At 61.9% G+C, this 20190-nt stretch carries 22 protein-coding genes; 14 read left to right on the top strand and 8 right to left on the bottom strand.

From position 1 onward, the window contains the following. On the top strand, positions 1-867 hold the full coding sequence (locus tag BLJAPNOD_RS09530; RefSeq protein ID WP_115419631.1) for an NAD(P)-binding domain-containing protein: 867 nt from the start codon (positions 1-3) through the stop codon (positions 865-867). Positions 868-1038: 171 nt separating this feature from the next. Next, positions 1039-1344, top strand: coding sequence for an XRE family transcriptional regulator (locus BLJAPNOD_RS09525; protein WP_115419630.1), 306 nt, complete (start codon positions 1039-1041; stop codon positions 1342-1344). Between the two features lie 138 nt (positions 1345-1482). Here the strand turns inward: BLJAPNOD_RS09525 and BLJAPNOD_RS09520 are convergent, their stop codons facing one another. After that, a complete protein-coding gene (locus tag BLJAPNOD_RS09520) occupies positions 1483-2685 on the bottom strand; it encodes a pyridoxal phosphate-dependent aminotransferase (protein ID WP_115419629.1) in 1203 nt (400 codons plus the stop codon). A 540-nt stretch (positions 2686-3225) separates the two neighbouring features. On the opposite strand from BLJAPNOD_RS09520, the gene BLJAPNOD_RS09515 reads away from it, so the two are divergent. The 3 genes from BLJAPNOD_RS09515 to BLJAPNOD_RS09505 all read left to right on the top strand — a co-directional run bounded on the left by BLJAPNOD_RS09515 (position 3226) and on the right by BLJAPNOD_RS09505 (position 7458). Next, complete coding sequence (locus BLJAPNOD_RS09515) at positions 3226-5526, top strand: marine proteobacterial sortase target protein (RefSeq protein ID WP_244611007.1); 2301 nt, start codon at positions 3226-3228, stop codon at positions 5524-5526. Next, positions 5516-6184, top strand: a complete 669-nt coding sequence (locus tag BLJAPNOD_RS09510; RefSeq protein ID WP_077504826.1) for a class GN sortase — start codon at positions 5516-5518, stop codon at positions 6182-6184. Before BLJAPNOD_RS09515 ends, BLJAPNOD_RS09510 begins: the two co-directional genes overlap by 11 nt. Before the next feature lie 125 nt (positions 6185-6309). After that, positions 6310-7458: a PQQ-dependent sugar dehydrogenase gene (locus BLJAPNOD_RS09505; protein ID WP_244610905.1), complete on the top strand. Its 1149-nt coding sequence runs from the start codon at positions 6310-6312 to the stop codon at positions 7456-7458. Positions 7459-7472: 14 nt separating this feature from the next. On the opposite strand, the gene BLJAPNOD_RS09500 is transcribed toward BLJAPNOD_RS09505, so the two are convergent. Further along, positions 7473-7901, bottom strand: coding sequence for a hypothetical protein (locus BLJAPNOD_RS09500; protein ID WP_115421218.1), 429 nt, complete (start codon positions 7899-7901; stop codon positions 7473-7475). Positions 7902-8020: 119 nt separating this feature from the next. Here BLJAPNOD_RS09500 and BLJAPNOD_RS09495 point away from each other — a divergent pair, with 119 nt between their 5' ends. The 3 genes from BLJAPNOD_RS09495 (at position 8021) to BLJAPNOD_RS09485 (ending at position 10421) form a co-directional block, all read left to right on the top strand. Then, a complete protein-coding gene (locus BLJAPNOD_RS09495) occupies positions 8021-8917 on the top strand; it encodes a DMT family transporter (RefSeq protein ID WP_077504823.1) in 897 nt (298 codons plus the stop codon). A gap of 705 nt (positions 8918-9622) precedes the next feature. Beyond that, on the top strand, positions 9623-9838 hold the full coding sequence (locus BLJAPNOD_RS09490; protein ID WP_077504822.1) for a cold-shock protein: 216 nt from the start codon (positions 9623-9625) through the stop codon (positions 9836-9838). Between the two features lie 142 nt (positions 9839-9980). Next, positions 9981-10421, top strand: coding sequence for a BA14K family protein (locus BLJAPNOD_RS09485; protein WP_077504842.1), 441 nt, complete (start codon positions 9981-9983; stop codon positions 10419-10421). 90 nt (positions 10422-10511) lie between these two features. Here BLJAPNOD_RS09485 and BLJAPNOD_RS09480 read toward each other — a convergent pair whose 3' ends face one another. Beyond that, the gene (locus BLJAPNOD_RS09480; RefSeq protein ID WP_077504821.1) at positions 10512-11153 is read right to left on the bottom strand and encodes an MBL fold metallo-hydrolase; all 642 of its coding nucleotides are present in this window, start codon (positions 11151-11153) and stop codon (positions 10512-10514) included. Between the two features lie 580 nt (positions 11154-11733). Here BLJAPNOD_RS09480 and BLJAPNOD_RS09475 point away from each other — a divergent pair. Both BLJAPNOD_RS09475 and BLJAPNOD_RS09470 read left to right on the top strand, forming a co-directional pair. Then, the gene (locus tag BLJAPNOD_RS09475; RefSeq protein ID WP_115419626.1) at positions 11734-12354 is read left to right on the top strand and encodes a DUF1236 domain-containing protein; all 621 of its coding nucleotides are present in this window, start codon (positions 11734-11736) and stop codon (positions 12352-12354) included. A 340-nt stretch (positions 12355-12694) separates the two neighbouring features. After that, positions 12695-12961: a hypothetical protein gene (locus tag BLJAPNOD_RS09470; RefSeq protein WP_077504819.1), complete on the top strand. Its 267-nt coding sequence runs from the start codon at positions 12695-12697 to the stop codon at positions 12959-12961. Positions 12962-13036: 75 nt separating this feature from the next. Here the strand turns inward: BLJAPNOD_RS09470 and BLJAPNOD_RS09465 are convergent, their stop codons facing one another. Further along, positions 13037-13927, bottom strand: coding sequence for a branched-chain amino acid aminotransferase (locus BLJAPNOD_RS09465; protein ID WP_115419625.1), 891 nt, complete (start codon positions 13925-13927; stop codon positions 13037-13039). A gap of 271 nt (positions 13928-14198) precedes the next feature. Here BLJAPNOD_RS09465 and BLJAPNOD_RS09460 point away from each other — a divergent pair, with 271 nt between their 5' ends. The 4 genes from BLJAPNOD_RS09460 to BLJAPNOD_RS09445 all read left to right on the top strand — a co-directional run bounded on the left by BLJAPNOD_RS09460 (position 14199) and on the right by BLJAPNOD_RS09445 (position 17490). Next, on the top strand, positions 14199-14681 hold the full coding sequence (locus tag BLJAPNOD_RS09460; RefSeq protein ID WP_077504817.1) for a MarR family transcriptional regulator: 483 nt from the start codon (positions 14199-14201) through the stop codon (positions 14679-14681). A gap of 45 nt (positions 14682-14726) precedes the next feature. Next, positions 14727-15428, top strand: coding sequence for a response regulator transcription factor (locus BLJAPNOD_RS09455; protein ID WP_065786378.1), 702 nt, complete (start codon positions 14727-14729; stop codon positions 15426-15428). A gap of 112 nt (positions 15429-15540) precedes the next feature. Next, complete coding sequence (locus BLJAPNOD_RS09450) at positions 15541-16923, top strand: ATP-binding protein (RefSeq protein ID WP_077504816.1); 1383 nt, start codon at positions 15541-15543, stop codon at positions 16921-16923. Positions 16924-16986: 63 nt separating this feature from the next. After that, positions 16987-17490, top strand: coding sequence for a tetratricopeptide repeat protein (locus tag BLJAPNOD_RS09445; RefSeq protein ID WP_199565922.1), 504 nt, complete (start codon positions 16987-16989; stop codon positions 17488-17490). A 20-nt stretch (positions 17491-17510) separates the two neighbouring features. Here the strand turns inward: BLJAPNOD_RS09445 and BLJAPNOD_RS09440 are convergent, their stop codons facing one another. The 4 genes from BLJAPNOD_RS09440 to BLJAPNOD_RS09425 are packed head-to-tail and all read right to left on the bottom strand — an operon-like array spanning position 17511 to position 19759. After that, the gene (locus BLJAPNOD_RS09440) at positions 17511-18074 is read right to left on the bottom strand and encodes a dual specificity protein phosphatase family protein (RefSeq protein WP_115419623.1); all 564 of its coding nucleotides are present in this window, start codon (positions 18072-18074) and stop codon (positions 17511-17513) included. A gap of 4 nt (positions 18075-18078) precedes the next feature. Next, on the bottom strand, positions 18079-18420 hold the full coding sequence (locus BLJAPNOD_RS09435; RefSeq protein WP_115419622.1) for a tRNA-binding protein: 342 nt from the start codon (positions 18418-18420) through the stop codon (positions 18079-18081). Between the two features lie 18 nt (positions 18421-18438). Beyond that, positions 18439-19257 carry a pyrroline-5-carboxylate reductase gene (gene proC / locus BLJAPNOD_RS09430; RefSeq protein WP_115419621.1) on the bottom strand — a complete coding sequence of 273 codons (819 nt, stop codon included), beginning with the start codon at positions 19255-19257 and terminating at the stop codon, positions 18439-18441. A gap of 1 nt (position 19258) precedes the next feature. Then, complete coding sequence (locus BLJAPNOD_RS09425) at positions 19259-19759, bottom strand: YbjN domain-containing protein (protein WP_025427918.1); 501 nt, start codon at positions 19757-19759, stop codon at positions 19259-19261. Between the last annotated feature and the right edge of the window lie 431 nt (positions 19760-20190).

The following is a 20190-nucleotide window of genomic DNA, read 5'->3' as shown; positions in this document are numbered from 1 at the left end:
ATGTCCAAAACCATCTCCATCCTCGGCCTCGGCGCGATGGGCACGGCACTCGCCAACGCCCTCATCGACGCAGGCAATGTCATGAACGTTTGGAACCGCACGCAGACACGGGCTGATGCGCTCGTTGCCCGCGGTGCCCGCCGGGCCAAAACGGTCTCCGAAGCCATCGCGGCAAGCGATCTGATCATCCTTTGCCTCACCGACTATGCCGCCGTGGACGCCACGCTTGCCGACGTCGGCCCGATGCTTGCCAACAAGACCGTCGTCAACCTGACGAACGGTCGTCCGGATGAAGTCCGGGCCATCGCCGCCCGGCTTGAAGGATACGGCGCGCGCTATCTCGATGGCGGCATCATGGCGACGCCGCCGATGATCGGCTCACCGCACGCCTTCATTCTCTATAGCGGCAGCGCCGATGCATTCGAGGGCGCCAAGGAGCAACTGGCCGCCTTCGGCCAGAGCCACTATCTCGGCGAAGATCCCATCTTCGCTGCGGTCAACGACCTCGCCTTGCTGTCAGCGATGTACGGCCTCTTTGGCGGTTATCTGCACGCAACGGCGCTTGCCGGCAGCGTCGGCGTCACGGCAATGCAGTTCCTGCCCCTCGTCGAGCCGTGGCTCGCCGCGATGATGACGGCGCTACCCGACTATGCCGAACGGATCGACAGCGGCGATCATGCCCGCGACGTGATGTCGAACCTAGCGATGCAATCGGTGGCGATCACCAACATCGTTACCGCAAGCAGAAGTCAGGGCATCGATCCGGCGTTCATGGAGCCGATGGAAAAGCTGGCGCAAAAGCGCCTTGCCGGCGGCTTCGGGACCGACGAGATCTCCGGCATCATCGAGGCGATGAGGGCGAAGTAGCGCGCAGCCTTCCACGGGGCTGGTGGCGATGAAGGCCCGGCGGAGCCACCTCGAAATGTCGCCTCAGCCGAGCGGTGCAGCAACGGTCCGCGGTAGAAAGCTCGCGCGTCGTTTGCCTGCGGTTGACCCGTCGCAGGCCATCGCGCATCCTCACCGCAACTGGAGGTGACGATGATTACAGGTCCACAGTGCCGCGCCGCCCGGGCGCTGATCGAAATTTCGCGCGAGATGCTGGCGAGCTTTTCCGGCGTCGATGAAGACACGATCCTCAAGTTCGAGCGCAAGCTGGAAAAGCCCGGCGGCGCGGTGATCCTGTCGCTCACGCATGCGCTCGAAAATGCCGGCGCCATTTTTCTGCCGGAAGGCGAGCGCGGTATCGGTGTCTGCCTGAAGTTCACCCGCTCCGAGGCGCGACGCCTCTCCATCCTCGAAAGCGAGGGCGGCGTCGTCGGCGACGACGAGGTTCCCGGCGCCTAGGCAAAAGGCAGATCTAAATTGATTTCAGCGCCTTAACCGGCAGGATTGAATCAGTTTGACCGCTTGTTGAATCGTTTTGCCAGCAAAAAAGCCCACCGTTTCCGGCGGGCTTTTTCTATTGCATGCAATGCCTCAAGATTACTTGCAGGCGCCGCAGAAGCGCTGGATGCGGCGGCAGGCTTCCTCGAGCTGCGCTTCCGAGGTCGCATAGGAAATGCGGAAGTTCGGGCCAAGGCCAAAGGCCGAACCGTGCACGACGGCAACCCCTTCGGCTTCGAGCAACTCGGAGACGAAGTCTTCGTCGGTCTCGATGACCTTGCCCGACGGCGCAGTCTTGCCGATCAGGCCAGCGCAGGACGGATAGACGTAGAAGGCGCCTTCCGGCGTCGGGCACGCAATGCCCTTGGCCTGGTTCAGCATCGACACCACGAGATCACGGCGACCTTCGAAGATCTTCTTGTTCTCGGGGATGAAGTCCTGCGTACCGTTGAGCGCCTCGACGGCAGCCCACTGCGCGATCGAGGTGGCGCCCGAGGTCTGCTGGCCCTGGATCATGTCCATAGCCTTGATCAGCTGAAGCGGGCCGGCTGCATAGCCGATGCGCCAGCCGGTCATGGCATAGGCCTTGGAGACGCCGTTCATGGTCAGGGTGCGGTCGTAGAGGCCGGGCTCGACTTCGACGGGGGTCGCGAACTTGAAGTCGCCGTAGGTCAGGTGCTCGTACATGTCGTCGGTGAGGATCCACACATGCGGATGCTTCATCAGGACGTCGGTCAGCGCCTTCAGTTCGGCATGGCTATAGGCAGCACCCGACGGGTTGGACGGCGAGTTGAAGATGAACCACTTGGTCTTCGGCGTGATCGCCTTGTCCAGGTCTGCAGGCTGGAGCTTGAAGTTGTTTTCCTGCGTCGCCGAAACGGTCACCGGCGTGCCGCCGCACAGCGCCACCATCTCCGGGTAGGAAACCCAGTAGGGCGCCGGGATGACGACTTCGTCGCCCGCGTTCAGGGTTGCCATGAAGGCGTTGAAAAGAATCTGCTTTCCGCCGGTGCCGACGATCGTCTGGGCGGCGGTGTAGTCGAGGTTGTTCTCGCGCTTGAATTTCTTGGCGATCGCTTCGCGCAGTTCCGGAATGCCCGATACCGGCGTGTACTTCGTCTCGCCGCGGTTGATCGCGTCGATCGCCGCCTTCTTGATATTGTCAGGCGTATCGAAATCCGGCTCCCCTGCCCCAAGGCCGATCACGTCGCGTCCCTTCGCTTTCAGCTCGCGGGCTTTCTGCGAAACGGCGATGGTGGCGGAAGGCTTTACACGGGAAAGGGCATCGGCAAGGAAGGCCATGATGAAAGGTCCTGATCGTTTCGAGACGCGGTGAGCGCTACGGAACGAAAAAGTCAGGCTCCATAGCGGTTAGGTCTATGTCGAAAGACGCCCGGTCTTGCAAGCGCCAGCGCCTGAAAAACCGCGCGAATGCGGGCAAAATGCGTCACCATGACAAAGTTTCATGAGTGCGATCAGCGATGACGATGGTCCGTCGATACTCCCTTCGGATCTGCCGACAACTACGACGGGATGGATATGTCTCAATGCCCGCAGCCAAAGCTCGGCTCCATCCGGGACTTCGTGACCCGGCAATACCATCGACCAAGAACGTTCCTTGGCGTAAATTTATTCAGAAAAAACAGCGGATTTCGGCATTTTTGCAAAAGCCATAATTTAGCCACGACAACTGTCGCGGTCCGCCGCAATTCCGTCCAGCAACAGCCGGTTTCCGGGCCTTTCCTCGCATGATCCGATCGCATCGCATCACGGGGGTATGCAATGTTTCTCGACGACGAAATTGCTAAATCACGGACACGGCAGAACGAAGCGCGCTGGGGCATGTATCTGGCGCTTGCAGCGCTCGCCGCCTGCATCGTGATGATCCTCGGCTTGATGACCCAGGCCTCGGCCCAGACGGCAAACGCCAGACCGGAGCAAGTGGCCGGCTATGTCAGGCCCAACGACATGGGCACCGGCGCCCTGCTCTTTCCGTCGAAGGAACCGGGCTATTTCGTCGAGGCGCCGCGCCTTGCGACAGATGTCGAGATCGACGTCAACGGGCCGATCATGCGCACCCGCGTCACGCAGCGGTTCCAGAACCCGAGCAAGGGCTGGGTCGAAGGCACCTATGTCTTCCCGCTCCCCGACGATTCCGCCGTCGATACCCTGAAGATGCAGATCGGCGACCGCTTCATCGAAGGCCTGATCAAACCGCGCCAGGCCGCCAAGGAAATCTACGAGCAGGCCAAGGCCGAGGGCAAGAAGGCAGCACTTCTGGAACAGCAGCGCCCCAATCTCTTTACCAACCAGGTCGCCAATATCGGCCCGGGCGAAACGGTGGTGGTGCAGATCGAATATCAAAGCGGCGTGCGCCAGTCGAACGACGCCTTCACCTTCCGTTTCCCGATGGTGGTGGCACCACGCTACAATCCGCAGCCGATCGTCCAGACCGTCGATCTCGACAGCCGCTCCGGCTATGCCGTCAGCGACCCGGTTCCCGATCGCGCAAAGATCGAACCGCCGGTGCTGGACCCCAGCGAAAACGCCAGGATCAACCCGGTGACGCTGACGGTCAATCTGAAGGCGGGCTTCCCGATCGCCGAGGTGACCTCCGCCTTTCATGAAATCGAAACGACCACGCTGGACCAGCTGACGCGCAAGATCACGCTGAAAGCGGGAAGCGTTCCTGCCGACAGGGATTTTGAACTCAGCTGGAAGGCGGTCGAAGGCCAGAGCCCCTATACCGGCCTCTTCCGCGAGACCGTCGGCGGCAAGACCTATCTCCTGTCGTTTGTCACCCCGCCGGTCAAGGCGACCGAGACCGACAAGCCGGTGAAGCGCGAGGTGGTTTTCGTCATCGACAATTCCGGCTCGATGGCCGGCCCGTCGATGGAGCAGGCAAAGGAAAGCCTGGCCTTGGCAATCTCGCGGCTGAAGCCGGAGGACCGCTTCAACGTCATCCGCTTCGACGACACGATGACCGTGCATTTCCCTGGGCTCGTCGAGGCGACGCCCGACAAGCGCGAGGATGCCATCGCCTTCGTGCGCGGCCTGACCGCCGATGGCGGCACGGAAATGCTGCCGGCGCTGGAAGCGGCCCTGCGCACGCAGGGCCCGGTCGCACCGGGCGCGCTTCGCCAGGTGGCGTTCCTCACCGACGGCGCCATCGGCAATGAAGGTCAGCTCTTCCAGGAGATCCAGAAGAACCGCGGCGACGCCCGCGTCTTCACGGTCGGCATCGGTTCGGCGCCCAACAGCCACTTCATGACCAAGGCCGCCGAATACGGTCGCGGCACCTTCACGTTGATCGGCTCGGAAAGCCAGGTGGCCGCGCGCATGGGCGAGCTCTTCACCAAGCTCGAAAGCCCCGTCATGACCGATATCTCCGCGAGCTTCGAAGGTGCCGCTTCCGGCGATATCACGCCCAACCCGATGCCCGATCTCTATCGCGGCGAGCCGGTCGTGCTGACGGCCGAACTCGACGGTACGTCGCCGGACGGCAAGCTGCGGATCGTCGGCAAGGCCGGCGACCAGCCCTTTCGCGTCGAGATGGATATCGCCAAGGCGGCAAGCGGCGAAGGCATCGCCAAGCTCTGGGCCCGACGCAAGATCGACGATCTCGAGGCAAGCGCGTCGGCCATCGCCGACCCCGCATCGCTCGACAGGCAGATCGAAACCGTCGCCCTTGCCCACCACCTGGTCTCGCGCGTCACCAGCCTCGTCGCCGTCGATGCCACGCCATCGCGGCCCGCCGGCGAAAACCTGACGGCAACCGACGTGCCGCTCAACCTTCCGGCCGGCTGGGACTTCGGCAAGGTTTTTGGCGAGAAACACGATGCAATTGCGCCCGACGCAACCGACACGATCGACGAGCGGGAAGCTTCGAGCGAAAGCCAGACGAAGCTCGCGATGCTCACCGCCGACCGCATGTTGGCGGCGCCGACGGCGCGTGCAGCCGGCCTGCTTGCCGAAGCCAACAACCAGGTGAACCTGCCGCAGACGGCGACCGAGGCGGACAAGCAGATCCTCATCGGCCTGATGCTGCTCGCCTTCGCGCTTGTTGCCGGCAGCACCTTCGTCTTCTGGCGCGGCCAGATTGCCGTCCTCGTCATCGCAGGGGTTCGACGCCATGGCCGCTGACGACGACCTGCCCGGGCCGCGCCCGGGCTTCCTCGCCCGTCTCTCGGCGATCGAGACCATCGTCGTCGCGATCATCGCGCTGTTTGCACTTGCCGGCCTCATGCTGGTCGGCAAGGGATTTTACATGAAGGCCAAGGCCGAGGTCTCGCAGGTGCTCTTGAAGAAGAGTTTCGAGGCACAGCTGCACGGCGAGGCCAACGGCAAACCCTGGCCCTGGGCCGACTTCGAAACGACGGCGGAAATCATGGCGCCGCGCCTCAACCGTTCGGCGATCGTGCTGAAGGGCGCAAGCGGCCAGGCGCTTGCCTTCGGGCCGGCCTGGCTCACCAACACCCCCCTTCCCGGCGACGAAGGCACTGCCGTCATCGCCGCCCACCGCGACACGCATTTCCGCTGGCTGAAGGATGTGTCGGCCGGCGATCTGCTGGTGTTGACCCGCAAGGACGGCCGGCGCTTTCTGTTCCGCGCCGGGCAAGGCCGTGTCGCACGCTGGGACGAAAGCGGCATCAATGCTGCCGCCAGCGGCCACAATCTGGCGCTCGCCACCTGCTTCCCTTTCGATGCGATCGAGCCCGGACCGATGCGCTACATCGTGACGGCCGAACTGGTGGGCGAGCAGCATCCGGTGCCGCTGACCACGGGCTCGATCTCGAAATAAAGCCTTTTTGATCCGATTTGACTTGAACGAACCGGCCGACCGCTCCAGCTTGCCATGCAACAGCATGAACGGATCGGAGAGAGCGAATGCGGCAGACGCGGGCATCAAGGCTGGATTCAACGCGGATGGCGCGGGCCGTTCGTGCATTGCCGCTCCTGGCCGGCCTGCTTTTGTCGGCCGCTCCTTTTGCCGCCTTTGCACAGGAAACGCGGGAATTCCCCTCCCAGCACGGCGACGTGCTGGTCGAGACGCTGGTCGCCGGGCTTGAGCACCCGTGGTCGGTCGAAGTCCTGCCGGATGGCGGCTATATCGTCAGCGAGCGCGCCGGTCGGCTGCGCATCATTCGCGACGGCAAGGCCTCGGCACCGCTGACGGGCGTGCCTGAGGTCGCAGAACAGGGCCAGGGCGGCCTGCTCGACATTGCGCTCGCCCCCGACTTTGTCACCAGCCGCACGCTCTACCTGACGCTTTCGGCCAATGGCGACGGCGGCTTTGGCACGGCACTGGTAAGCGCGACCTTGGCGGCAGACGACAAAAGCCTCACCGGCGTCAAGGAACTCTTCCGCATGAACAAGCTGACCCGCAAGGGCCAGCATTTCGGCTCGCGCATCGCCATTGCGCCGGATGGCAGCCTGTTCTTCGGCATCGGCGACCGCGGCGATCGCGACCGCGCCCAGGATCTGCATGATCATGCCGGCGCCATCCTGCATATCAACGCCGACGGCAGCATTCCCGCCGCCAACCCCTATCGCGGCGGCACCGACGGCCTGCCGGAACTCTGGTCGAAGGGGCATCGCAATCCGCAAGGCATCGCCATCGATCCGAAAGACGGTACGCTTCTGACCGTGGAACACGGCGCGCGCGGCGGCGACGAGGTCAACAACCCGCAAGCCGGCCACAACTACGGCTGGCCGGTGATCACCTACGGCAAGGACTATTCCGGCGCCGAGATCGGAGAAGGCACGGCAAAGGACGGCTTCGACCAGCCGCTCTACTATTGGGACCCCTCGATTGCGCCGGGCGCGCTTGCGGTCTACCGCGGCAAGATGTTTCCGGAGTGGGACGGCAGCCTGCTTGTCGCAGCGTTGAAGTACCAGCTGCTCGCCCGGCTGGAACGGGACGACACCGGCGCAGTCACCGCCGAAGAGCGGCTGTTCGACGGCGAGTTCGGCCGCATCCGCGATGTCGTCGTCGCGCCGGACGGCGCACTGCTCATGCTGACGGACGAGGAAGACGGCGCGCTGCTCAGGGTCTCAAAGGCACCGACGCAGTAGATCCTCAATGAAGATCAGAGACCGGCGCGAACGTCCTTGCGGAACATGAACTTCAATCCGGACCAGACCGCATCGACGGCACAGACCTTGGTGTCGACAAGCCCGAGTGGTAGGAAGATCTCGCGCAATCCATATTCGGTCAGCGTGGTCGGAACCTTCGATGCGCGCTTCGGCCATGAGATCCACATCATGCCCTTGGCCTTCAGGCTTGCGGCAAGCCGCGGTGCCAACACGTCGAGCCCCGCCCTCTCCACCGCAAAGGCGTGAATGTAATCGTGCCGGCGTGACGCCAAACCGTCGATAGAGGTTTCGCAAGTGGCAAACCCGGCAAAGCCAGCAATCTCGGTCAGATCACCGGGAACACCAAGCAACAGCGCTGACTGGCCGTCCCTCAAGCCAAGCTTGCGGACAAGCGGTGTCCCGGAATAACCGCTCTCGACCATCTCCACCTCCCCGTCATCGCAGGCGTTCCCGGCATTTCGCGCAGCTCGGCCCGCGACGATGAGCCTTGCCCGGGAAAATCGCAACTGATAGACGGCGATGCATCTGAGGAGATGCAATCATGACCCGCGTTCAGGCCAATCTGTTCCTGCTGTTTTCCGGCGCCATCTGGGGTGCCGGTTTCGTCGCCCAATCGACGGCGATGCAGGCGATCGGCCCGCTCTGGTTCATCACACTGCGTTTTGCCATCGCGACGCTGGTCGCGCTGCCGCTTGCCATCGTTGAAACCCGGCGGGCACCGCAGCCTTTGACCGGCACGACTGTGCGCAATTTCGCGTTTGTCGGACTTGCGCTTTTCGCCGGCGCAGTCACCCAGCAATATGGACTGCTGACCACCAGCGTCACCAATTCCGGTTTTCTGACCGGCCTTTACGTCGTTTTCGTCCCGGTGCTGACGGTGATCTTCCTCCGCCGCAAGCCGCACTGGATCATCTGGCCTGGCGCACTGATGGCGCTGTTCGGCATTTTCCTGCTGAGCGGCGGGGCGCTGTCGAGCCTGACCGGCGGTGACTATCTGACCGTCGTGTGCGCTCTCTTCTGGGCACTGCAGATGATGCTGGTCGGCATCTTCGCCCCCAGCAGCGGCCGTCCGATGCTGTTGTCGATGACGCAGTTCGCCGTGTGCGCTGTGCTCGGCTGCGTCGTCGCCTTGGCGATCGAGCCCTTGAGCATGGAGGCGGTGAAGGGCGCGCTGCCGGAAATCCTCTATGCCGGCATCTTCTCGAGCGGCGTCGCCTTCATCTGCCAGGTCGTCGGCCAACGCTACACCACGGCGCCGCAGGCGGCGATCTTCCTGTCGAGCGAGGCGCTGTTTGCGGCCTTCTTCGGTGTGCTTTTGCTTGGCGAGATCATCACGCCCATCGGCTATGTCGGCTGCGCCATCATTTTTGCAGCGATGCTGGTGGTGGAAATCGTGCCGGAGCTGACAAAGAACCGGCGCGCGCAGGCTCCTGCCTGAGGCGCGACACGCCCTGGTCCGGAGACAGGCAGAACTATAACCGTTGAATTTGACGGGTACTGAACTGCTGCGTTACTTGTCACTGCTCCCACCAAGAAAGCTGTTGCTTGACTTTGAAACGCTTCCGGGCGTTGCAGAATTTTTGCATTATTACTTGCATGTTTTCTGCAACGAAGAATGAAGCCTCGGGTCGGGACAGCGCGACGGCAAGAAGCTTCAAACATATCAGTCAGTTGCGAATTTATGCTGCATACAGCGCGCCGATGGCGGCCACGACTCTTGCGGCAAAATTGGGCGCAATCCACTCAACTTCTCGATACATTCGTTCAAAAAGCTGTGATTTCAACAGCTTGCGATGCATCCTAGATATCACCTGAAAAAACCGCAACTGACCGAATTTTGAGCAATGGCAAGACGCAATACCACTTCTAAAAAGTTTTGCTTGCCAATTCAAAATAAACCCATCAATCTTACTCTGTTCGGGCAATCTACGAGCACGGGAAGATCTTGAAATAATAGCGGGCCGGAGACGCAAAAACTCCGGGTGGCCAGACTGGGGGGACGCATGTTTGCAACCTTTCCGATGGCTGGCTGCGGTAACAGGAACCTTTCCTCAAATATCGAGAACTGCCTGCCCAACGCCCAACCGGGCAAACTGCAATGCTACCCGTCCGTCAAACGGGTGGAGAGAAAAGGACCTGACGCATGGCCGAAACTGGCACTGTAAAATTCTTCAACACCGACAAAGGCTTTGGTTTCATCAAGCCTGACAACGGTGGAGCGGATATCTTCGTACACATCTCTGCTGTCCAGGCTTCCGGCCTGAACGGCCTGTCGGAAAATCAGAAGGTAAGCTTCGACACCGAACCGGATCGCCGCGGCAAAGGCCCGAAGGCGGTCAACCTGCAGGTCTCCGGCTAACACCGGTTCTGCTGAAAGATTCAAGTTGAAGCCCGGCAGCGATGCCGGGTTTTTTTGTTCAGGCCCCGTTCAGTTTGGCGCGGTTAACCTTCTCTCATCATGAAGGCCGGAACCGCTCCGGTCCATGCACAGGATTGAAGCCATGAACAAGTTCATCAAAGCGACGGTTCTCTCGGTCATCGCCGCCGCCTCGGTTCTCCCGACCCTCAGCACGGCTGAGGCGGGTGATTGGAACCGCCACCGGCACCATGACAACGGTGACGCCGTTGCACTCGGCGCACTTGGCCTGGCGACCGGCGTGATCATTGGCGGCGCGATCGCTTCGCAGCCCCGCTACAGCGAGCGCGTCTACATCGACCCGGAACCCGATTACTATGAACCGCGCCCGGTCTACCGTCCGCGCCCCGTCTATCGCCCGCGTCCTGTGGTCGTCGACAACTATGGCGGCGGCGGTTACGGCTCGCTCGAGCCCTGGACCCCGTCCTGGTACAGGTATTGCTCGCAGCGTTACCGCTCGTTCAACCCTGACAACGGCACCTTCCGTGGCTACGACGGCCGCAGCTACTTCTGCAACGCCGGCTGATCCCAAAGCCAGCCGAGCGAACAAACAAAAAGCGCATGTCTCACTCGAGGCATGCGCTTTTTTCGTTACCGTCAATGCCTGCCGACGTCGTCAGAGGCCGCGCAAATAAGGATTGGTGCGCCGCTCCTCGCCGATCTGGCCGCCGGGGCCATGCCCGCAGATGAAGCCGACCTGATCGCCGAGCGGCAGGATCTTGTCGCGGATCGAATCGAGCAGTTGCTGATGGTTGCCGCCGGGCAGATCGGTGCGGCCGATCGAACCGTGAAACAGCACATCGCCGACATGGGCGAAATTCTGCACGCGGTTGAAATAGACCACATGGCCGGGCGCGTGGCCGGGGCAATGCAGCACTTCGAACACATGGTTGCCGAACGAAACCGTATCGCCATCCTCCAGCCACTGATCGGGAACGACGTTTTCCACCTTCATCGCCAGGCCGAATTTCTCGGCTTGCTCTTCCAGCCGCGACAGAAGGGGCAGATCGTCCTTGTGCGGACCGATGATCGAAAGCCCCAGCGCTTCCTTCAGTTCCTTGGCGCCGCCGGCATGGTCGATATGGCCGTGTGTCAGCCAGATCGCCTTCAGCGTGATGCCGTTTTCCTTGATGGTCTGCAGGATCACATCGACGTCGCCGCCAGGATCGACGATCACGCCTTCCTTGGTTTCAGCGTCGAAGAGAACCGTGCAGTTCTGCTGGAAATGGGTAACCGGGATGATGCCCGCTTGTAGCATGCCGTCAGCGCCTCGCTCAGATGTCGTTGGCACAGCTATAGCGCCAAATGACATCAGGCACAGCGCGAATTAACGCATGTCGTATGAAAATGATCGGCGGCGTCGCGATCATGACATGCGCAAAAACAAGAGCTTAAAGCGCAGCGCGCGAATCCCGGACGTCAGAATGCGCTTTAGCGCAGGCTTGCAATTTGCGCTGATGGAGGCAGAGGCGTCGGGAATTGCACGGTCGTCAGCAACAGGGCTGAGATCAAAAGCTCGGCGGCCACGACGATGGCCACTACCGGACGCAATCCGTTGACGGCTGGGTTTCCCGGATTAGCAGTTGTAGTCGACATTGAACCTCCCTCTCCTGCCCGAGCTCGTCTTTGTTGCGCGGGCAAATCGCTGATCGTTTCCCTCGGGCACTGCCCCGACATGGACAGGAAAACACCTCGATCGCGAAACGGTTCCCTCACACAAATGCAGATTGAACCACTGCAGTCTCATTATGTCGCATCTTCATATTTCGTGACGTTCCCCAGGGAACATCCCCACCGACGCCGCGTTTGCCCCTCAGCCAAAAAAAAGGAGCATGATGATGAAGAAGCTTACCCGCCCCCTGTTGCGAACTGCCGCGGCCGCAGGTTTCGTACTCGTAGCCGGCTCGGCCGCCTTCGCTGCCATGACTGCCACCACCGTCACCGACCTCAATGTCCGCGCCGGCCCCGGCCCGCAATATCCGACCGTTGGTCTGGCCACGCGCGGCAGTACCGCTGTCCTTGACGGCTGCATCGAAGGCAGCAAGTGGTGCCGCATCGACGTCAACGGCCTGCGCGGCTGGGTCTATGCCCAATATCTGACCTCCGATCTCGGCGGCGCTGCGGTGGTTGTCCAGGATCGACGGTCCGACCTGGCAGTCCCTGTGGTGACCTATGAGGCGCAGGCCGGCGATCCGCCGATGCCCGCACCCGGCGACGAGCTGCTCGGCCCTGTCGAAGAGGTCGACCCGATCGTACCGCCGGATACGGTGCGCACCTACATAACCACCAATCCGGGCGATACCGTCTACCTCGACGGTGAAGTCGTGGTCGGTGCCGAACTGCCGCAAACAGTCGAAGTTCGCCGCGTGCCCGACTACACCTACGACTATGCCAGCATCAACGGCCAGCCGGTCCTGGTCGAGCCGGCGACGCGCCGTATTGTCTACGTCTATCGATAAGCGAGAAGCGCCCGCCCGAGAGGAAATACACGAACCAACTCCAGCGGCCTTTGGTCGCTGGACTTTTCGTTTGCGCTGCAGCGAATCACCGACGTCTATAGCCACGCATGACCATGCCGGTTCTCAAGCGCTGTAGTAATTCTGTCGTGTTTCACTCAGCAGAACCCGAAAAGCACCATCTCCCGTACGAAATTTCAACATTTTAGCGAGCAAAGCCTTCGCGAAAGGTGGCCGTGACTTCGCCAAATTGACAAGAGTCTAGATTCGGTCTCAACCTGTCCTTGCCGGATCATCGGCATAGGGCGGCTCGTCTTCGACGAGCCTCGATACGGAGGGATCAATGGAAGCATTAATGCCAATCATTACCCAATTGATCGCGGGGGCGGCCGGCGGAAACGCGGCCAGCGCAGTATTGAAGCAAGGGGCATTCAGTGTCGTCGCACGAACGATCGTCGGCGCCATCGGCGGCCTCGGTGGGGGATTCCTGATCCAGATGCTCGGCGGCGAAGCGGCCGCGACCGGCCTTGCCATGCAGGCGATTGGCAGCCTCGTCGGCGGCGGTGTGCTCAGCGGCATCGTCGGTCAGTTCCTCGGCAAGCAAGCCTGACGCCTTCCGAACGATATCCGTAGCAAGACAAAAGGCGGCCGGGGGCCGCCTTTTCTGCATTCAGGTCATGGCTGGTTATTCGGCCGCTGCGGCAACCGGATAGACTTCCTTCATGTAGTCGTTCATCAGCGTTTCGCAGATGGTGGCAGGCGTGAAGCGATAGGGCCCGATCTCGGAAACGGGCGTCACCTCGGCGGCAGAACCGGTCAGGAAGCATTCGCTGAACCCGGACAGCTCCTCCGGCATGATCGCCCGTTCGATCACCTGGTAGCCGCGGCGCCTGGCAAGCTCGATCACCGTGCGGCGGGTAATGCCGTCGAGGAAGCAGTCCGGCACCGGTGTGTGGATGACGCCGTCCTTGACGAAGAAGATGTTGGCGCCGGTCGCCTCGGCCACCTGGCCGCGGTAATCGAGCATCATCGCATCGGCATAGCCCTTGGCTTCTGCGGCGTGCTTGGAGATGGTGCAGATCATGTAGAGGCCGGCAGCCTTCGATTTCGACGGCGCCGTCTTCGGGTCCGGGCGGCGCCATTCGGCGATATCCAGGCGAATGCCCTTCAGCTTTTCGGTCGGGTTGAAATAGCTGCCCCACTGCCAGATGGCGATGGCCACGTTGATGCGGCTGTTCTGGGCAGACACACCCATCATCTCGCTGCCGCGCCAGGCGATCGGCCGGACATAGGCTTCGGAAAAGCCCTGACGCTTCAGAAGCTCGACGCTTGCGGCATCCAGTTCCTCAACCGAATAGGGGATTTTGAAGCCGAGGATGTCGGCGGAGTTGTGAAGGCGCTGATTGTGTTCCGTCAGCTTGAAGATCCGGCCGCCATAGGCGCGCTCCCCCTCGAACACGGCGCTCGCATAGTGCAGACCATGGGTCAGCACATGGATCTTGGCATCCTTCCACGCGACGAACTCGCCATTGAACCAGATTTCGCCGTCCAACTGATCGAAAGGAACCGCTGCCATGATGTCGTCCTCCGGCGCTTGTGCGCCATTCTTGCTGTTGATTATCGTCCCGCTTTCAGTTTATCGGCAAACTGATTGTTGGAAAGTTCAATTTCGAGATTTTGGATTTGCGATCAGTGCGGCGCGGCATATCCTCCTGAGGTGTTACCGCCGCCAAATGTCTCGCTTACCGAGCATGGACGCTACCAACGCCGTAAAAATATGTCAATAAAGCTGACGTATTTTTACGATTGTTTCGTAAGTTGCAACTTGGCTGAAAGGAAATGACCGCGTGGCCGGCCAATCCAAAGAAAACACCCGATATGTGGGCGACACGGTCGCGCACGACGATGATACGATCGACTTCGAAATCATCGAGCTGCTTTTCTTCGCCTATCGCGACTTCACCTCCGACCCGGACGCCATCCTGGAAAAAGGCGGTTTTGGCCGCGCGCATCACCGCGTCTTGCACTTCGTCGACCGCGAGCCCGGCATGACGGTCGCTAACCTTCTCGACACGCTGAAGATCACCAAGCAAAGCCTTGCCCGGGTGCTCAAGCAGTTGATCGATTCCGGCTACATCCGTCAGGTCACCGGGCCCGAGGATCGGCGGCAGCGCATGCTCTATACCACCGAGGAAGGCCAGGCGCTGGCCCGTGCGCTGGCCGAGCCACAGTCCCGCCGCATAGCCCATGCATTGGCAAAGACGGGACCCGGCGCGCGTGAAACCGTCAAACGCTTCCTTGCCTGCATGAAGAACGGCGCCGGTGACTGAAATGTCGAAAGCCCGCAATCGGCGGGCGACGGGGGAAAGCTAGGCATGACAACTAAAGCGACAGTCTCCGACGATGCCGCGCATCTACTGGTCGTCGACGACGACAGGCGTATCCGCGATCTGCTCAACCGTTATCTGGTCGAACAGGGCTTTCGCGTCACGACCGCTGCCGACGCCGATGAAGCACGGCGCAAGCTGGTCGGTCTCGATTTCGACCTGTTGATCGTCGACGTGATGATGCCCGGCGAAAGCGGCATTTCGCTGACGCAGAGCCTGCGCCAGATCAAGACCGTGCCGATCCTGATGCTGACGGCGCTGGCGGAATCGAATTCTCGCATCGAGGGCCTCGAGGCCGGTGCCGACGACTATCTCTCAAAGCCCTTCGAGCCGCGCGAACTGGTGCTGCGCATCAGCAACATCCTCCGGCGTAACCAGCCGGCGCAGGCGCCCAAGGTCGATCAGGTGATCTTCGGCCCCTACACCTTCTCCGTGGTGCGCAAGGAACTGCGCCGCGGCGCCGATCACATTCGGCTCACCGACCGCGAGCAGGAAATCATGACGCTGTTTTCCCAGCGCGCCGGCGAGACGATCCCGCGCCACGAACTGATCGGCGATGATGCCGAAGTCGGCGAGCGCACCATCGACGTCCAGATCAACCGTCTGAGGCGCAAGATCGAGGACGATCCTTCCAATCCCGTTTGGCTGCAGACGGTGCGCGGCATTGGCTACAGGTTGAGCGTGGACTAAACATGGCGCGCAAAAGCGCGCGGAAACAAGGAATTGAGGCGCAAGGAGCGAACCCCCGAGGTCGCGGCGCGCTTTAGAGTGGTGATCTCTTCGATGAGCGCAGCGGAACCCAATGGCAAGTTTTGACAGCATCCGGCGCGAGGCGGCAGGCCCGAGCGACAACCCGTGGAAGCGCTTCACCCGCTGGCTGCGCCGGCGGCTGCCGATGGGTCTTTACGCCCGCTCGCTGCTCATCGTCATCATCCCGATGGTTCTGCTGCAGTCGGTCGTCGCCTTCGTCTTCATGGAGCGCCACTGGCAGTTGGTGACGCAGCGCCTGTCGGCCGCCGTCACCGGCGATGTCGCCGCCATCGTCGATCTCATTGCCACCTTCCCGGCCGATCGCGACATAGCCGAAATCGTCCGCATCGCCCGCGACCAGCTCGATCTCAGCATCTCGGTCGAGCCGGGCGGCGAACTGCCGCCGCCGCGGCCCAAGCCCTTTTTCGAGATCCTCGACCAGATCCTGAGCGAGGAGATTTCCAACCAGATCCGCCGCCCCTTCTGGATCGACACGGTCGGCAACTCCAATCTCGTCGAAATCCGCATCAAGCTCGATGACGGCCGCATGCTGCGCGTCTATGCCCGCCGCAACCAGGCCTATGCTTCCAACACCCATATCTTCATCGTCTGGATGGTCGCGGCTTCCCTGGTGCTTCTGTCGATCGCCATCCTGTTCCTGCGCGGGCAAATCCGACCGATCCTGGCCCTGACCAAGGCGGCGGAAAACTTCGGCAAGGGCCAGAAGATCGACGACTTCGCCCCGCGCGGCGCCGTCGAAATCCGTCGCGCCGGCCTCGCCTTCATCCAGATGCGCGAGCGCATCGAACGCCAGATCGAGCAGCGCACCGCCATGCTCACCGGCGTCAGCCATGACCTTCGGACCATCCTGACCCGCTTCCGGCTGCAACTGGCGCTCGCCGGCAACAACCCCGACCTCGAAAGCCTAAACCAGGATGTCGACGACATGCAGAACATGCTCGAAGGCTACCTGGCGTTTGCGCGTGGAGAGGCGGAAGAAGACGTCGGACAGCTGAAGCTCAGCGACCTGATGACGCGCCTTGCCGCCGAAGCGGAGCTGCACGGCAAGACGCTGACGACATCCATCGAGGGCGAGGACGAGGTCCGCGTCCGGCCGAACGCCTTCACCCGTCTCATCGCCAACCTCGCCTCCAACGCCTATCGCTATGCCAACCGGGTCAACATCGACGCGCGTCACAGCGCCAAGTGGGTAACGATCACCGTCGATGACGACGGCCCCGGCATTCCCGAACGCTCGCGCGAGGACGTGTTCAAGCCGTTTTTCCGTCTCGACGAGGCGCGCAACCTCGACAGTTCCGGAACGGGTCTGGGCCTCGCTATCGCCCGGGACATTGCCCGCAGCCACGGCGGCAACGTCACGCTCGGCGACAGCCCGCTGGGCGGGCTCAGGGCAACCGTGCGCGTGCCGGCGTGACCGAGCTTCTTTCAGCAACAGCCGATCCACGTTGAAGATGCCATGCTTGAGGAGACGCCGCACGTGCCGGACACGTTAGACTGGGACGATTGGGAGCAGCGGCTGGCCCTGCACTGGGCGGACTTCAGCCAGATGAGCGCGCAGCCGTTCGTCGAACGGCTCGACGCACTGGCGGCAGAATTGCCCGACGGCCACCCCATCGGGCTGTTCGAACGGGCATCGGCTCAGGATTCTCTTGGCAATGAGGCAAATGCCGAGCCTCTTTACCGGCAGGCGCTTGCCGGTGGTCTCACGGGCATTCGCCGTCGCCGCGCCACCATCCAGCTTGCCAGCACGCTGCGCAATCTTGGGCAGACAAGCGAGAGCATCACCTTGCTGGAAGCCGAGCGCGCGATGCCATCCGACGAACTCGACGATGCCGTCGCCGCCTTTCTGGCGCTCTCGCTTGTTGATGCCGGAAGAGCGCAGGAGGCCGCAGGTCTGGCGCTCGGCAGGCTGGCGCGCCACCTGCCCCGCTACAACGGATCGCTGAAGCGCTACGCCGACGCATTGCTGCCGGACGTGTGACCGGCGGGAAACTTGGGCGTTTAGCGCGTATAGATGGAAATCAGGCCACGCCGCTCATTGAAGCGGTGCCAGGCATCGATGCGGCGCGGATGGTGGGCACGCATGGTGTCGAGCGGAGCCAGAAGCCGGCCCTCGCGACCGAGCGAGGCATCGAGGATCTCCACGATCCGGCGGTTCGGCCAGGGCTTTCTGGTAATCGTCAGAAGCGCCCGGAACGCCTCGTCCTCGCGGCCGGCGCCGAGTTGGTGGGCGATCAGGCCGTAGGCGAAGGCGGTCGAGCGGCTGACGCCGGCGTGGCAATGCACCAGAATGCGGCTCGACGCATCGTCGGCGGCCGGACGCATCGCTTCGAACACTTCGAGGACCAGATCCGGGAAGTGCTGCGTCGCGATAGCATTTTCCTGGTCGCGCATGCGCACGACGCGGTGGCTTGCATCCGCGATGACGGGCACATCGGTCTCGGGCAATTCCGGATCGAGCAGCGAGAGCACGTGACTGGCGCGCCAATCGCGCGCCGCGTCGGATGCGCGCCAAAGGCAGGAGACCTTCACGCGCTCGGGTATCAGATCAACATGGATTGTCATCGGGTCACATCAGCTTTCGGCCGTTGGGGATCGGCTTGTCGATGGCAGCCAGCACGATCGCGCCGGCCTCGTCTTCAAAGCCCAGCGTCAGAACCTCGGAACGGACAGGGCCGATCTGGCGTGGCGGAAAATTGACCACCGCCAAGATCTGCCGGCCGATGAGATCCTCAGGCTGGTAGTGCACGGTGATCTGTGCTGATGACTTTTTTATGCCGATCTCAGGGCCGAAATCGATCTTCAGCTTGTAGGCCGGCTTGCGGGCCTCGGGGAAAGCCTCGGCCTCGATGATCGTACCGACACGAATATCGACGCGTTCGAAATCTGCGAAAGTAATCGTTTCCGACATGACAATGCTCTGAAGAATTTAACCGGCCAGTTCCTCGGCACGCTGACGGGCAGCGGCAATGGCCTTGTCAAAGAGTGGCTGCATCCCGTCATCGGCCATCAGCACGTTGAGCGCTGCGGCGGTCGTGCCGCCGGGAGACGTGACGTTCTGGCGCAGCTTCGAAGCGTCGTCGGGGGACTGATGAAGCAGTTCACCAGCCCCCGCGACGGTTTCCCGCGCGAGCCGCATGGCGAGGTCCGCCTTGAGACCGGCCTTGCGCCCGGCCTCCGCCATGCACTCGACGAGGTAGAAGACATAGGCCGGACCACTGCCGGAAACAGCGGTGACGGCATCGATATCGGCTTCGGTCTCGACCCATTCGACCGGACCGCTGACCTTCAGCAAATCGTGCACCTGACCGCGCTGCGCCGCGCTGACGCGGGCATTGGCAAAGGCGCCAGTGACACCACGTCCGATCATGGCCGGCGTGTTGGGCATGGCACGCACCGTGGCGGCGGCACCCAGATGGCTTTCGATGAAGGCAAGCGTCTTGCCGGCGGCCACCGAGACGATGACGGTGCCTGCGCCAACCAGCGTCTTCAGCGGCGGCAGCACCGCTTCCATCACCTGGGGCTTGACGGCAATGAAGATCACCGCGGCTTCGACGCCATCAGGGGCAGAGGTGGCGTGCGCGACGCCGTTGTCGGCAATCAGCTGTGCCATGGCCGGGGGCGGGCCGGGATCGATCACCAGAAGATCGGCGCCCTTGACGCCGCTCTTCAGCCAGCCGCTGAGCATGGCGCCGCCCATGTTGCCGGCGCCGATGAGAACGATGGGACCGGAAGCGACGACAGCCATATCAGGCCTCCCCGACGGTTTCGAACAGGACCGCATCGACGGCGCGCTGCGCATCCATGCCGGACCAGACGACGAACTGGAACGCCTGGAAATAGGACTCGCAGGCATCGAGCGCGCTCGAAAGCAGAACTTCGACCTGCTGGTTGGTGGGCTCGGCGCCACCGGCGAGCAGCAGCGACTGGCGGAAGATCACCACTTCTTCCTGCCGCCACAGATCGAAGTGCCCCATGAGCACCTGACCGTTGATGTGCGACAGCAGACGAATGACTTCGTTGACGCGGCTATCGGGAACCTTGATGTCGAAGGCGCAGGCAAGATGCAACGCCTCGAACTCTTCCATCCACGAGAAGGACACGTGGTAATCCGCCCACTTGCCTTCGACGGTCATGGCGATCTCGTCCTCGCCCGACCGTTCGAATGACCAGTCATTGGTGGCGGCCACAAACTCGATCATATCGACCGGGTTGGACTGACGCTCGATTTCCATTTCCAAAAGGCTCATGCATCACCCTAGTAGGCGCGACACAGGCGCGCGTTATCACGTTCACAAGACGCAACTCTGCAAACCTGGCACTGAATAAGAACACACTATGATTGCTGAACTCACATCCATCCTGGCTGACTTACCCTGCCTGGAGCTTGCGTGGTCCGTTTCGAATCATCATTTAAAATCAGTGTATAATGGCGGAGTCAGGCTGCCAGCCCCCCGGCCCAAAAATAGCAGGGTACAACCTGTTGCGCGTTGCCATTTGCATTCAGCGCGAATGCTTAAACGACTCTGGCGTAAGGGTTTTTTGCCAGTGTCCACAGGTGGAAAACTTTTCAGGTTTTATTAACCTCCCTGTGCCGCGTTTCACACCGCCAAGGATATCGACAGCAAAACGCCCGCAGAATCGATCCGCGGGCGAAGTAAAAACGTTGAAAAGCCGTTAC

This window comes from Ensifer sp. M14 (assembly GCF_003355565.1).
Lineage (GTDB): Bacteria > Pseudomonadota > Alphaproteobacteria > Rhizobiales > Rhizobiaceae > Ensifer.
Note: the sequence above shows the minus strand (reverse complement) of the source record. Positions and strands in the feature narration are given on the sequence as shown.